This window comes from Aequorivita sp. IT1282 (genome assembly GCF_058068205.1).
Genome location: NZ_JBYRHR010000002.1, coordinates 42,270 through 56,877, shown reverse-complemented (window position 1 = coordinate 56,877; position 14,608 = coordinate 42,270). Strand labels below are relative to the sequence as shown.

12 protein-coding genes are annotated in these 14,608 nt (G+C 36.0%); 4 read left to right on the top strand and 8 right to left on the bottom strand.

Annotated elements, in window-relative coordinates:
* Positions 1-2: 2 nt before the first annotated feature.
* From AC3RVG_RS04115 to AC3RVG_RS04095, 5 genes are all read right to left on the bottom strand, one after another.
* A complete protein-coding gene (locus AC3RVG_RS04115; RefSeq protein WP_489690177.1) occupies positions 3-572 on the bottom strand; it encodes a 5-formyltetrahydrofolate cyclo-ligase in 570 nt (189 codons plus the stop codon).
* A gap of 102 nt (positions 573-674) precedes the next feature.
* Positions 675-1,676, bottom strand: a complete 1,002-nt coding sequence (locus tag AC3RVG_RS04110; protein WP_489690176.1) for a succinylglutamate desuccinylase/aspartoacylase family protein — start codon at positions 1,674-1,676, stop codon at positions 675-677.
* Positions 1,677-1,678: 2 nt separating this feature from the next.
* Positions 1,679-2,551 carry a 30S ribosomal protein S6--L-glutamate ligase gene (gene rimK, locus AC3RVG_RS04105; RefSeq protein ID WP_489690175.1) on the bottom strand — a complete coding sequence of 291 codons (873 nt, stop codon included), beginning with the start codon at positions 2,549-2,551 and terminating at the stop codon, positions 1,679-1,681.
* Entirely contained in the window at positions 2,548-2,973 is a 426-nt protein-coding gene (locus tag AC3RVG_RS04100; protein ID WP_489690174.1) for an ATP-dependent zinc protease family protein, read from the bottom strand. Before AC3RVG_RS04100 ends, rimK begins: the two co-directional genes overlap by 4 nt.
* Before the next feature lie 123 nt (positions 2,974-3,096).
* A complete protein-coding gene (locus AC3RVG_RS04095) occupies positions 3,097-3,966 on the bottom strand; it encodes an ATP-grasp domain-containing protein (protein WP_489690173.1) in 870 nt (289 codons plus the stop codon).
* A gap of 134 nt (positions 3,967-4,100) precedes the next feature.
* Between AC3RVG_RS04095 and uvrC the strand changes: the two genes are divergently transcribed.
* Both uvrC and AC3RVG_RS04085 read left to right on the top strand, forming a co-directional pair.
* Positions 4,101-5,894 (top strand): excinuclease ABC subunit UvrC, encoded by a 1,794-nt coding sequence (gene uvrC / locus AC3RVG_RS04090; protein ID WP_489690172.1) that lies wholly within the window; start codon positions 4,101-4,103, stop codon positions 5,892-5,894.
* Between the two features lie 41 nt (positions 5,895-5,935).
* Complete coding sequence (locus AC3RVG_RS04085) at positions 5,936-8,167, top strand: patatin-like phospholipase family protein (protein ID WP_489690171.1); 2,232 nt, start codon at positions 5,936-5,938, stop codon at positions 8,165-8,167.
* On the opposite strand, the gene AC3RVG_RS04080 is transcribed toward AC3RVG_RS04085, so the two are convergent.
* The 3 genes from AC3RVG_RS04080 to AC3RVG_RS04070 are packed head-to-tail and all read right to left on the bottom strand — an operon-like array spanning position 8,164 to position 11,850.
* Positions 8,164-10,914, bottom strand: a complete 2,751-nt coding sequence (locus tag AC3RVG_RS04080; RefSeq protein WP_489690170.1) for a carboxypeptidase-like regulatory domain-containing protein — start codon at positions 10,912-10,914, stop codon at positions 8,164-8,166. The two genes, AC3RVG_RS04085 and AC3RVG_RS04080, sit on opposite strands and share 4 nt — an antisense overlap.
* Positions 10,850-11,569, bottom strand: a complete 720-nt coding sequence (locus tag AC3RVG_RS04075; protein ID WP_489690169.1) for a GLPGLI family protein — start codon at positions 11,567-11,569, stop codon at positions 10,850-10,852. Before AC3RVG_RS04075 ends, AC3RVG_RS04080 begins: the two co-directional genes overlap by 65 nt.
* Before the next feature lie 53 nt (positions 11,570-11,622).
* Positions 11,623-11,850, bottom strand: a complete 228-nt coding sequence (locus tag AC3RVG_RS04070; RefSeq protein WP_489690168.1) for a hypothetical protein — start codon at positions 11,848-11,850, stop codon at positions 11,623-11,625.
* A 344-nt stretch (positions 11,851-12,194) separates the two neighbouring features.
* Here AC3RVG_RS04070 and AC3RVG_RS04065 point away from each other — a divergent pair, with 344 nt between their 5' ends.
* Both AC3RVG_RS04065 and hppD read left to right on the top strand, forming a co-directional pair.
* Entirely contained in the window at positions 12,195-13,355 is a 1,161-nt protein-coding gene (locus AC3RVG_RS04065; RefSeq protein WP_489690167.1) for a homogentisate 1,2-dioxygenase, read from the top strand.
* 18 nt (positions 13,356-13,373) lie between these two features.
* A complete protein-coding gene (gene hppD, locus AC3RVG_RS04060) occupies positions 13,374-14,534 on the top strand; it encodes a 4-hydroxyphenylpyruvate dioxygenase (RefSeq protein ID WP_489690166.1) in 1,161 nt (386 codons plus the stop codon).
* Positions 14,535-14,608 lie beyond the last annotated feature (74 nt).

Below are 14,608 nucleotides of genomic sequence, written 5' to 3'. Positions count from 1 at the left end.
TCTTATTTTTTAAAATCGATGATCGCATTCGGTGTAACACAAAAATCCAAAGGAACATCATTTGAATCACTAAAAATTGTTGGCTCTGCGTCAAAGAATGAAAGTCCAACAAATAATGTTTTGGAAGTGCATTTTGCTAAAAATCGGTCGTAAAATCCTTTTCCATAACCCACACGATGCCCTTTTACATCATAAGCAAGTAATGGAACGAAGACAACTTCAATTATTTCTGGGGCGATTTCAATTCCAGAAACTGGCTCGGGAATGCCATACGATGAGGTTTTTATAATTGTGTTTTCTTGCAATAAAATATTTTGCATTTCGCCAGACTTAAAATCTGCTTTTGAAACAACAATACTCTTATCTTTTCCTTGTAGAATGTGCATTAAATACTCGGTATTCACTTCTTTTTTATCAGAAATAGGAAGAAAAATATGGTAGTAGGTTTGTTGCCAAATAGGAAGCTTTAAAGCCTGATTTGCAATCTGCAGGCTCATTTCTTCTATAGCATCTTCCGAAATATTTTCACGAAGTTTTTTATATTTTTTACGTAAAGTAGCTTTGTTCGCCATAGTTTTTAGAAAGACCTACAAGGAGATTGCTTCGTGCCTCGCAATGACACCTTGCAGGAAAATAATTGAATTTATAATTCCCCCTTTGGGGGCTAGGGGGCGTCAATCTTCCATTTCTTCATCATCCGTATTCACGGTATTTATAGTGGAAATATGAAAAATAGCGTCACCTTGATTTACAATGGGCGATTGGTTTACATTAATAATGTAGCCTTCATTTGGTGAAGTAACCTTGAAGCGCATTTTACCGTATGGATCTGTAATTGTAGCTAAAAACTCGCCTTTTTCTACGTGTTTGTTACACTCTATTTTTACGTGTAGCAAACCGCTTCGGTAAGCGCGTATCCATTTACTTTTTTCAATAATTACAGTTTTCGCATTTGGTTCTGGAGCAACAATTCTTTTACCCAACATATCCAAATGTTCTAGAAAACGCAAAATACCATCAACGCCTTCTTTTGCAATATGTTTGTTGCTTTCACGACTTTTTCCGCCTTCAAAAAGAAGTGTTGGAATGCCCATTTTATAACAGGTATTTCTATATGATTTTTCAAGTGTGTTTGAATACACAGTAAACGGAGCATTAAAAGCCTTCGCCAACTCGAGAAGTCTGTCATCACCAGGTTTTATCCGAATTTGCGCAGCGTTAAAACGGCTGGCTCCACCTGTGTGAAAATCCAAACAATAATCTGCATGCGGCAATACTTTTTTAGTAAAATGATACGCTACTCGGCTCGCTAATGAACCCGATTTAGTGCCCGGAAAAACTCTATTGAGGTCGCGCCCATCCGGAAAGGAACGGTCGCCATTTAAAAATCCGAATACGTTGAGAATCGGGATACATATAATGGTGCCGCGTTTTGGTTTGTTTAGTTTTCGAGCTATTAGCTGACGTACAATTTCAACGCCGTTTATTTCGTCGCCGTGAATGGCGGCGGTAATTAAAACCGTTGGCCCTGGTATTTTGGAACGCTCAATAATAATTGGAATTTCAACTTTCGTTGAAGTGTAAAGCTTAGCAATGCTGAAATCAATTGTTTTGCTTTCGCCAAGTGCTACGTGCTCGTTTAATATTACTATATCGCGTTCGTCCTTTTTCGCCATTTTTATACGTTCCGTTCAATGTATTTTATAATGGAGTTTGCAATGTCTTTTCCGGTAGCCTGTTCAATTCCTTCCAAACCTGGAGAAGAATTTACTTCTAAAATAAGTGGTCCACGTGCAGATTGAAGCATATCGACTCCAGCAATTCCAAGCCCCATTGCTTTTGCAGCTTTAAGTGCTGCGGTTTCTTCTTCATCGGTAAGTTTTATTACTGAAGCCGTTCCTCCGCGGTGCAAATTACTTCTAAATTCACCTTCTTTTCCTTGTCGCTTCATTGCGCCAACAACCTGTCCATCCACTATAAATGCACGAATATCTGCGCCTCCAGCTTCTTTTATAAATTCCTGAACAATAACACGAGCCTGCAAATTGTTGAAAGCTTCAATAACCGATTCTGCCGCTTTTCTACTTTCAACTAAAATTACGCCGATGCCTTGAGTACCTTCTAACAATTTAATAATTACAGGCGCGCCACCAGCTTGGTCTACAATTTCCTTTACGTTTTTAGAATAATTGGTGAAAACGGTTTTCGGTAATCCTAAACCAGCGCGAGAAAGAATCTGTAAACTTCTTAATTTGTCGCGCGAACGTACTAATGCTTGCGATTCTGTAGTTGTAAAAACGCGCAACATTTCAAACTGTCGCACTACGGCCGTACCATAAAATGTTACAGATGCTCCAATTCTTGGAATAATTGCATCTGTGTGGTCTAACCTTTGACCTTTATATATTATTACCGGATTTTTCTTCTCAATTACAATATCACACTTGGCGTGGTTAATTATCTCCACGTCGTGTTTTCTTGCTTTTGCCGCCTCAACAAGACGTTGAGTGGAGTATAGGTTTGCATTCGCCGATAATATTCTAATTTTCATTTTTTGGTTTTTAGTTTAAAGGAAAGGTTGGTTTTGTTAATATCTACTATATATTTCTTACTTAAAAAATTTCGTCCTAAAAGTACAGGAAAACGCATTTCTTCTCGGTCGCTCAATGTTAAATAAATAGGTTGCAACTTTCCAAAAAGCAGTATTTCAGTTTTAATTCTGTATCTGGTTTCAGATTGGCCGTTGCTACTTTTAACTACCTTAACATCATATTCGTCAAATACGATTTCTTTTTCGTGATAACTTGGGTGTTCTTCATCTAAAAAATTGCATTTCAGATAACTATCTTCAACTTTCATGTTTTTGCAATGAATTGAAGAAGTATAGGCGCCCGTATCAATTTTTACTTCAATATCGAACAAATTTAGAGATGGAAAATCTGCTTTGTCTATTCTGCCAATGTTTCTAATCAATGTAATGGGGATTTTATTAATGCAAGATAATTAATAAAAATTCCAAAAGACAAATTTCTAAAAACAAATAAATTCAATTGGGAGGGTACGCAATATAATATGGATACGCGATGCATCGCGTAGCTACTTGTTGCGTTCGATGAATCCAATTACACTTTTTGAAACATTTTTTCCAGAAGTATTTTCAATACCTTCCAAGCCTGGTGTGCTGTTAATTTCTAAAACTAATGGCCCATTTTTAGATTGCAGAATATCTACGCCACAAAATCCGAGACCCATTGCTTTTGCAGCTTTTATAGCTATTTTTTCCTCTGCGGAAGAAAGTTCTATTATTTCTGAAGAACCGCCGCGATGCAAATTACTGCGGAAATCTCCAATTTTACATTTGCGTTTCATTGCCGCAACCACAACGCCATCAACTACAATTGCACGTACATCTGCGCCATTTGCTTCTTCAATATATTCCTGAAGAATAAATTTTACACCCGCTGCATTCAAAGTTTCAATCGTTGCCAAGGCATTCTGCGGACTTTCGGAAAGAATCACTCCTTCGCCGTGCGTGCCTTCCAAAAGCTTTATTATTATTGGTTTGCCGTTGAAGGTTTTTAGCTGCTCTTCAAATTCAAAAAATGAAGCATACATCGTACGTGGCACTGGAATTTGGTGTTTCGCTAATATTTGGAACGACATCCATTTATCGCGACTATTTATAATTCCTTCAGAAGTAACCACAGTAAAAACGCCCATCGCCTCAAAATGACGCACAACATTGCTTCCAAAATAGGTGTTTGAAGCGCCAATTCTTGGAATAATTGCGTGAATATCTTCTACTTTTTCATTTTGAAAATAGAGCGCCGCTTTTCCATTTTCTACGGCAAGATTGCAATAGGAAGGGTCTAAAACTTCCATAGTATGGTTGCGCGCTTCGCCAGCACTTAAAAGACTTTTTGTGGAATATAATGCTTCCCCACGGGAAAGAATGGCAATGTTCATAGATGATTATTGATGGTGCAATTTAACTAAAAAGAGAAAGAGGCATTGAAGCACTTAAAAACTTTAATCCATTATTAACATATAGCTTCGAAAAACCCTTCATATAAAATTTTCAAACAAGTATCTTTGAGGCTATGGCCAATGCTTCGGTAACTCTTCAAATTTCAACACTTCCCGATTCGCCCGGTGTTTATCAATACTACGATAAAGATGGGAAATTGCTGTATGTGGGCAAGGCAAAAAATCTAAAAAAAAGGGTAGCGTCTTACTTCAACAAAACGCAGGAGAATGGCAAAACCCGCATGCTCGTAAAAAAAATTGAAACCATAAAGCACATCGTAGTAAAAACCGAAACCGATGCACTTTTGTTGGAAAACAATTTGATAAAAAACTATCAGCCACGCTATAATGTGCTGCTGAAAGACGATAAAACGTATCCGTGGATTTGCATTAAAAACGAACGATTTCCACGTGTTTTCCCAACACGGCGAATGATAAAAGACGGAAGCGAATATTACGGGCCGTACACGAGTATGAAAACCGTGCACACGCTGCTCGATTTAATAAAAGGGCTTTATCCGCTGCGTACTTGCAACTACGATCTTTGCGAAGAAAAAATTAGGACAGATAGATATAAAGTGTGTTTGGAGTTCCATTTGGGAAACTGTTTGGGCCCTTGCGAAGGCTTTTATTCTGAAAAAGAATATCACGAAAATATTGAAGCCATCCGTAATATTGTAAAAGGAAATTTTAAGGATTCGCTTTATAAATTCAAAAGTCAGATGAAGGAATTGGCGGCCGATTTAAAATTTGAAGAGGCGCAGCGCGTAAAGGAAAAGATTGATGTTTTGGAGAATTATCAGTCAAAATCTACGGTTGTAAACCCGAAGATTAATAATGTAGATGTGTTCACCATAATTTCAGATGAGAGTTATGGGTATGTAAATTTTCTTCAGCTTTCGCACGGCGCGATTATTAGGTCGCATACTTTGGAAATAAAAAAGAAGCTTGATGAAACCGACGAAGAGTTGCTTCAGCTTGCCATTATAGAATTGCGACAACGTTTCAATTCACTTTCAAATGAAATTTATGTACCTTTTGAAGTAGAACTGGGTGAAGACATGAAAGTACACGTGCCAAAGCTGGGTGATAAAAAAGCAATCCTCGACCTTTCTGAACGGAATGCAAAATACTTCAGAATGGATCGTTTTAAGCAGGCTAAAATTGTAGATCCGGACCGTCACGAAAAGCGCATTATGGCGCAGATGAAAAAAGATTTAAGGTTAAGCGAAGAACCACGACATATAGAGTGTTTTGATAATAGTAATATTCAGGGTACAAATCCCGTTGCTGCTTGTGTGGTTTTTAAAAATGGAAAACCGAGTAAAAAGGATTATCGTAAATTCAATATAAAAACGGTTGTAGGGGCAGATGATTTTGCTTCGATGGAAGAAGTTGTATATCGCCGTTATAAAAGATTGCTGGAAGAGGAGCAACCATTGCCGCAACTAATCATCATTGATGGAGGGAAGGGGCAGCTTTCTTCTTCTTTAAAAAGTTTAGACAAGTTGGGTTTACGCGGAAAAATTGCCATAGTTGGAATTGCAAAACGCTTGGAAGAATTGTTTTACCCCGACGATCCCATTCCGCTATATTTAGACAAAAAGAGTGAAACTTTAAAAATAATACAGCAATTGCGAAACGAGGCGCACCGTTTTGGAATTACCTTTCACAGAAGTAAGCGCAGCAAACAGGCACTGAATACGGAGTTAGAAACCATTCCCGGCATTGGCGAAAAAACAGTAGTGGAGTTGTTGAAACATTTTAAAAGCACAAAACGAATTGCTGAAGCCAATTTTGAAGAGCTTTCAAAAGTTGTGGGCGCCAGCAGAGCAAATAAGTTGCTGGAACATTTTAATAATGAATAATGAAGCTTTTTAATAATCCAAGATTCAAAGAAGTACAATAGATGAAACAAATACTTTATATAGTATTAATTTTAATTTCAACCTTTTCTTTTTCGCAAGAAAATCAGAAGGATTTAAAAGTAGGTCTTGTACTGAGTGGTGGTGGCGCTAAAGGTTTGGCACACATTGGAGCATTGAAAGTTATAGAGGAATCGGGAGTACGCATAGATTACATTGGCGGTACAAGTATGGGCGCAATTATAGGGGCACTATATGCGGCTGGATATTCTGCAAACCAGTTAGACAGTATTTTTAGGCAAACGAATTTTAGCCAATTAATACAGGACAATATTCCGCGAAGCGCAAAAACTTTTTACGAAAAAAAAGAGTCTGAAAAATATGCATTGGTGCTTCCTTTTGATGGTTTTAAAATTGGTTTTCCGTCTGGACTTTCCAAGGGGCAGAATGTATATAATTTGCTGTCAAAATTAACCAGTCATGTAAGTACTGTTTCAGATTTCAGCGAGTTGCCAATTCCGTTTTTCTGTGTTGCCACTAATGTTGAAACAGGGAAAGAAGTAATTTTAGATCGAGGCTATCTGCCGCGTGCAGTTATTGCCAGTGGCGCATTACCATCCCTTTTTAGTCCGGTAATTATAGATGGAAAAGTGCTAATAGATGGCGGAGTTGTGAATAACTATCCTGTAAACGAAGTACGTGCCAAGGGAATGGATATCATTATTGGCATAGATGTGCAGGACAGTCTAAAAGCACGCCAAAAATTAAAATCTGCTTTTGATGTTTTGGTGCAGATAAATAATTTTCGCACAATTAACGATATGATTGACAAACGTGGAAAAACCGACGTTTACATTCATCCAAATATTAAGGATTTTTCGGTGGTTTCTTTTAACGAAGGACAAAAAATTGTTGAGTCGGGCGTAACTGCTGCAAATTCGTACCGAGAAGAACTTAGCCAAATTGCCGCACAACAACTTCCATTCAAAAAAAGCGAAATGAAGTTTGAAACTCAAGATTCGGTTTTTATAAAAGAAGTGAGAATTGAAGGAAATGAAAAATATAGCCGAAGTTATGTTTTGGGTAAACTTAAGCTTCGTACCCCAGATAAGGTTAGTTTTAAAGATTTTGGCGAAGGCATAAATAACTTATCTGCCACCGGAAATTTTCAAGATATTAATTACAGATTCTTTGAAGACGATAATAACCAAAACACCCTATTATTACAATTACGTGAAAGTAACTCGTCCCTGATGCTGCGTTTTGGAGCGCATTATGACGATTTATTTAAAACGTCTGCTTTGGTTAATATTACCCGAAAACGACTATTTACCAATAACGATATTGCTTCGTTAGATTTAATTGCGGGCGACAATTTGCGCTATAATTTTGAGTATTATATAGACAAAGGTTTTTATTGGAGCGTGGGTTTCAATTCTAAATATCACTTTGTTGAAACGGATGTGCCACTCAGTTTTATTGATGCAGATTTGAACGATGACTTAACCATACCAATTAACAAACTTTCTATAAAGTATAGTGATTTTACTAATCAGCTTTATTTTGAAACGCTCTTCCGCAGAACTTTTACTTTTGGTTTAGGAGGAGAGCATAAATACCTTCGTTATCTATCTGAAACAATCGGGACAGACGATCAGAATTTGCCGCGCACCGTTTTTGAGAGCACCAATTATTACAGTGCTTTAGGGTATTTGAAGTACGATACGTACGACAATAGTTTCTTTCCAAAATCTGGCGCCTATTTTTCGGGCGATTTTCATTGGTATCTTTTGGCGCAAGGCCGCAATAAAGAGTTTCAGCCTTTCTCTGTAGCGAAGGCAAAAATAGGATATGCTCATACCTTTTTCAATGCATTTTCGGCACATATAACTGGCGAGGGAGGTTTTAAATTGGGTGGTCCCGAAACCACAACGCTCGATTTTGCTTTGGGAGGTTACGGTTTTAAAGAAATGAATAACATTATTCCTTTTATGGGTTACGAAGCTATTTCGCTACGAGGGAATACTTATCTTAAATCTACTCTGACTTTTGATTATGAAATAGTTAGAAAAAATCACATCAATATTTCTGCGAACATTGCCAATATTGGCAACGACCTTTTTGAAACTGGTGAATGGATTAACGGGGTAGATTATTCGGGTTATTCTTTGGGCTACGGTTTAGAAACAATCTTGGGGCCAATGGAAGTTAAATATTCCTATTCGCCAGAATTGGATCGCAGCGAGTGGTATGTTGCGTTGGGGTATCGGTTTTAGTATTTATAAGAAAGCTTGAAGATTATCGTTCTTGGCTGAATAAATATTTGGGTGTCAGTTATAATAAACTTGCTGAAAGTATTTTCATTCTTTAATTTTACATCAAATAGATTGGTTGCTTCAACTTCAAAGCCCCAAGGGCTATCTTCTCTGTTATAAAATAATGAGGCATTTCCTAATTGAAAATTATTTTTTGTAGTATTGGTTCTGTTTTTATACTGTGAAAAAGAGTAATCTGTTTTTAGAATAAACCCATCTAAAAAGTCATATTCTAGATTTAAATAGGGGTCAGTTTGAATAAAGTTACTTTCTATTGTTGCCGAAGAAAAATTACTGAATCCTTGACGTAAACCAACCTCTATATTTGGGAATTCCTTAAAATAGGACTCTGCTTTTATAGTATAATTATAGTTACTGCTTTTATATTTTGTTAGTGAATTATTTACGTTTCTAGAGTAGTCCGAAAACGAAGCATTAGCTGCAAACGTATATTTAATTTTCTTAATTTTTTTTGAAAAGGAGGCATTCACTACAAATCTATTTTCGGGCAAATCTGAATAAAATGTAGTATTTATTTGGTCGATTCCATCTAAGATCGTTGTGTTTTGGATAGTTTTTACTTTTTTGGTATAATTAATATTTGCATTCATAAAAAGACCACGGAGCAGACTGAATTTATAATAGGACAACGAAACACGATGCGCCAATTCATTTTCAATATTGGTATTTCCTTTGTAAAGTGTATTAAAATCCTGCATGCGTAATCTGTTTGAAAAAAATGAAACATCATTGAAGCGGGAATCTAAATTGTATTTAAAGTTTACCTTTTCACTGCTTTTAAGCTCCCAATCTATTTTCATTTCTGGCAATAGTTGTGTTTTATATTTTGATACTTGGGGAATTGAGTCTTGATAAACTTTCCAATAATAATAATGATACACCAATCCGGGTTTAAAAATAAAATCTCCTGTTTTAAATTTATATTGAAACCCAATATAAGAATCGTTTAGCAGAAGTTCTGTTTCATTGTTGAAACCGGAATTTGCAAAACTATATGTTCCTTCACTAATTAATTGCTCATCTCTTGTATCGTATTTCTGTTTTGAAAAATTGTAGCCGACTATTGGATATATGTGGTTAAAATTGTTGAGCACCCAATAATGCTTAATGGCGAAAGAAGCATCATAAATTCTGGAGTCTATTTTTTGTGATAGTAAAAAAGGTCTTTCGCCTTGCAATGGAACAATTCCATTAAATATTGTGTCTGAAAACTGCCAAACTGTACTATTTTTATTTGAAGAAACGTTTAAATTTGCGTTTAAGGTTGTGGTATGATTATATGAAAATCGTTTACTATACCCTAAATTTTGGTTCAATTCAAAAGAAGTAGGATTTAATCTGGATACTACAAAATTACTATCTAAGAAACTGAAAGATTTCAAACGCTCATTTGTTGTACCGTCCGTACTTTTTATAACCAACTCATAAGTTAAGTCTTCATCAGTATTAGGAACATATTTAGTAGTGATTTTACTTAGTGTAAATAAATTGTCTGTCTTTGTTTTAATACTCCTACCTTCAATATTTGTAACTATATTTTCCAACAAATAAGTATTGTTGTTTTTAACTTCAGTCTCAGTATTGCTAGCATTAATAATACTATAGGCATTTACTGAAGTTGTTGCAGATATTTGTTGTGAAAGTGAAAACGCACCAAAAGTATTTCGGTTATGTACAAAATCGTTATTTGAGAGGTATTTTGTAAAATTGCTGCTCAATAAATTTTGATAGCCTGTGGGATTATCTATTAATTTTGTAAATCCGCCTTGGAAATTGATGTAATCGTTAAGGGTGAAACTTTTTTTGCCAGTGTTATTGATATCTCCAATAAAATTTATATTGGTTTTTGGACTGTAATAAAAGAGGCTTGGGTGCAATAGATATTTTTCTTCAACACCGCCTCCGATCTCTATGTCGCCAAAGATAAATTTTTTCTTCCCCGCTTTTAATTTTATGTTCATAGCCATTACATCGCTGTCGCTTAAATCTTTTAAAAATGCAATTTCACTGTAATTTTCTAATACCTCAACTTCATCAACAGCATCTGCAGGGATGTTGTTTACACCTAGTTTAGTATCGCCTGTAAAAAATGGTTTACCCTCTACTAAAAACTTATCCACCTTTTTTCCGTTTACTTTTACATTGCCATCACGATCCACCTCAACCCCTGGTAGTTTCTTTAGTATTTCCCGCAGTTTCCGCTCTTCGCCCGTGACAAACACATCAGTCCGATACGTTATGGTGTCTTTTCTTGCATTAACAGCCAGTCGTTGTTTTAAAATTACTTCTTCGAGGTTTTCATTGCTTGGCTGCAGCACAAAATCTCTCGTGGTGTTTTCGATTAGGGTTATGTCTGAACTGATTTTTTGAAAACCTAAATAACTTATTTCTATTGTATATAAGATGTTTTTTTTAAGATACAACTTGTAATGGCCTTTGTTGTCGCTAATAGAAAAAACAATATTTTCTTTAGGACTCTTGGGTATAGCAAGCACATTAGCATATTCTAAAGGCTTTTGCAGGCTATCATGTAGTTTGCCTTGTAAAGAAACTTCCTGAGCCTGTAACGAAAAAAATCCTGTTAAAAACAGGACTAAAAAAACAATATTTGAATTTTCAAAATTAATTTTTTCTAGATGCTTCCATTTCAGTTGCAGTAGCATCAACAAGTGTATTAAATTTTTCAAGAGTAATTTTTTTCCCCGTTGTAGGCTTGAGAACCCATACATTTGCATCTTCCATAATTGAATCTGCAGTATATATTATTTTATTATTTTGGACAAGTTGCAATATTAATCCCGGCAAACCATGATAGCCTTTTGGTCCAAATTGGAAGGGTAACTTGGGAGCATACCAAGCTACAACCTTTAATGATTTACCATGTTCTGTAGATATGTATTCTGCTTTTAAACATTCAAAGCCCAAAATTTGTTTTTTTTCATTTTTTAATGTCCATTGTATTTGATTAGAGGGAGCTGTTATAAGAAATTCATCCCCTTGAAATTCTTTTTGGTTAATATACTCGCCAGCATCGATGTAAAAACGCTCATTTTTTTCAACTGCGGCAACATAGTTTTCTCTTTTGCCTGGGGCATTTAGTTTGTTAATCATAGAAAACTCACTCTTGGTCCCATCTACGCGTAGCTCATACTCCATGCTTTCAATATCCTTTTTCAATTGTTCAGCAAAATACAATGCTTGCGAGCTTGGCTTGTTTTCTGCATTTATGTTCTCAGAATTCCAAGATGATGTAGTAGAATAATGAACAACAAATTTATTATTTGATTGTGCGTAAGTAGTAAGAGTAAATATTAAAAAAGTAAAGTATAGTAAATTCTTCATGTTAAAATTGTTATTCCCTAAATCTTAAAATAAGATTTAGGGAAATTTAAAGTTTAATAATTATTACCGAAAGCACATTGCTCAAATACTCTTCTAGCAATCTCTAATGCTGTTTCAGTAGAAAAACCAGCTTCAAGAGCACCGTTATATGCAGCGGTCCATTCACCAAAACAATTAACAATTAGTGAACTTTCGTCTATGTTGCCAGTTAAGTTTGTTGAAGCATTAGCGGATACTGCCATAAATAAGCAAATAGACGCCGTTAAAAATAATTTTTTCATAAAAATATGGTTTTACGGTTAATAGTTTATCAAAGACAAAAAAAAAAAAACGACATTGCCAAAACTTTAACATTTTCATCTTTCATTTTATGAAATACGTTATTGATTATCAGGTCAATAATCAATATTTCGTTTTCATTAATAAATTTTTAAATTTTCAATAATAGTTGAAACAGGTTTTTGTTTTTTCTTATTAAACTAAATAGTATATTTTTCCGATATTTGTAGAGAAGAGTTATTAAGTGGTTTGGTTGCTAAGATATTAGGAAAAACTTTAATCACAAATTCATATTTTGCGATAAATTAATGAACACAATAACTCAATAACCCATTAACTTAAAAAGATGCCTTTCTATCACAAACTGGGCAAAATACCGCCTAAACGCCATACCCAATTTCGGAAACCTGATGGGAGCCTTTATTCCGAACAGCTTTTCGGGACTGTAGGTTTCGATGGCATGTACAGCAATATTTATCATGAATATCGCCCTACACAAGTAAAGGAAATTAAGAAACAATACAACGTTGCCCCTAAGATTGCGCGCACCAATAATATGGAATCGCTTCGGTTAAAGGGTTTCGACATAAAACCTGAAAAAGATTATCTCAACAGCCGTAAAACGGTACTCACCAATAGCGATTGCAGCATAATACTTGCCGCGCCGCAAGAATCGCAAAAAGATTATTTTTATAAAAACACCGATGCTGATGAATTGATTTTCATCCACAAAGGCAGCGGAAAACTGCGAACTTTTTTAGGCAATCTCGATTTTAAATACGGCGATTATTTAATTATTCCCCGCGGAATTATCTATCAAATAGATTTTGATACGGAAGACAATCGATTATTTATCGTGGAATCTCGACGTCCCATTTACACTCCAAAACGATATAGAAACTGGTTTGGGCAGCTTTTAGAGCATTCACCTTATTGCGAGCGAGACATTCGCAGACCACAAGAACTTGAGCACCATAACGAAAAAGGGGAGTTTCTAGTAAAAGTGAAAAAGCAGGATGATATTTTTGAAATGGTTTACGCTACACATCCTTTTGATGTAGTAGGTTATGACGGTTATAATTTTCCGTATGCTTTATCAATTCACGATTTTGAACCAATTACAGGCCGCATTCACCAACCACCGCCAGTGCACCAAACTTTTGAAACAGATGCGTTTGTAGTATGTAGTTTTGTGCCACGTCTCTATGATTATCACCCGCTAAGTATTCCTGCGCCGTATAATCATAGCAATATTGATAGTGATGAGGTGTTGTATTATGTAGATGGTGATTTTATGAGTAGGAATGATATTGAAGCTGGACAAATAACGCTTCACCCGGCGGGAATTCCACACGGGCCGCACCCAGGAGCCGCAGAGCGAAGTATTGGAAAAACGAAAACAGAAGAACTTGCCGTTATGGTAGATACATTTAAACCGTTACAGGTAACTGAGGATGGTTTGAAACTTTCAGATGGAACGTATTACCAAAGTTGGTTAGAACATTAAAATTTTAAAGATTTAATTATGAGCAAAGAAATAAAATCGGTCGATTACGGACTGGAGAAAATATTTGAAGGAGCAGAAGATTTTCTGCCATTATTGGGAACAGACTACGTAGAATTCTACGTTGGAAACGCAAAACAATCTGCACATTTTTATAAAACAGCTTTTGGCTTTCAGTCTCATGCTTATAAAGGTTTAGAAACTGGTTCGCGCGATTCTGTGAGCTATGTTTTAACACAGGATAAAATAAAACTTGTGCTTACCACACCATTAACCAGTAAATCTCCTATTAACGATCATATTGTAAAGCATGGCGACGGCGTAAAAGTTATTGCCCTTTGGGTAGATGACGCTACAAGTGCTTTTGAAGAAACTACAAAACGCGGTGCAAAACCCTTTATGGAGCCCACCGTTGAAAAAGACGAACACGGTGAAGTTGTGCGAAGCGGAATTTACACCTACGGCGAAACAGTGCATATGTTCGTGGAACGCAAAAACTACAACGGTGCATTTTTACCAGGTTTCCGTGAATGGAAAAGCGATTACAATCCAACTCCAACTGGTTTAAAATATATAGATCATATGGTTGGCAACGTAGGTTGGGGTCAAATGAATAAATGGGTAAAGTGGTACGAAGACGTTATGGGCTTTGTAAATTTCCTTTCGTTTGACGATAAGCAGATTCACACCGAATATTCGGCGTTGATGAGTAAAGTGATGAGCAATGGTAACGGACGTATAAAATTTCCTATTAATGAACCGGCCAAAGGCATAAAGAAATCGCAGATTGAAGAATATCTAGATTTTTATGAAGATTCGGGAGTGCAGCATTTAGCTGTTGCAACAGATGATATTATTAAAACTGTAAGTCAATTGAAAGATCGCGGAATTGAATTTTTACCCCCGCCACCGCAATCGTATTATGATGATATTCCACGCAGATTGGGTGACCATATGAAAATGATGAAGGAAGACATCAACGAGCTAAAAAGACTTTCAATTATGATAGATGCCGACGAAGATGGATACTTACTTCAAATTTTCACAAAACCTTTGGAGGACCGACCAACATTGTTTTTCGAAATAATTCAGCGAATGGGTGCAAAAGGTTTTGGAGCTGGAAACTTTAAAGCGCTTTTTGAATCTATAGAACGCGAGCAAGAACAACGAGGAACGCTATAGTTATGTAACATTATTGAAACCCCATCGTCTTATTCAAGGTGGGGTTTTATTTTTTTTGGAATGGTAGTTGTAAT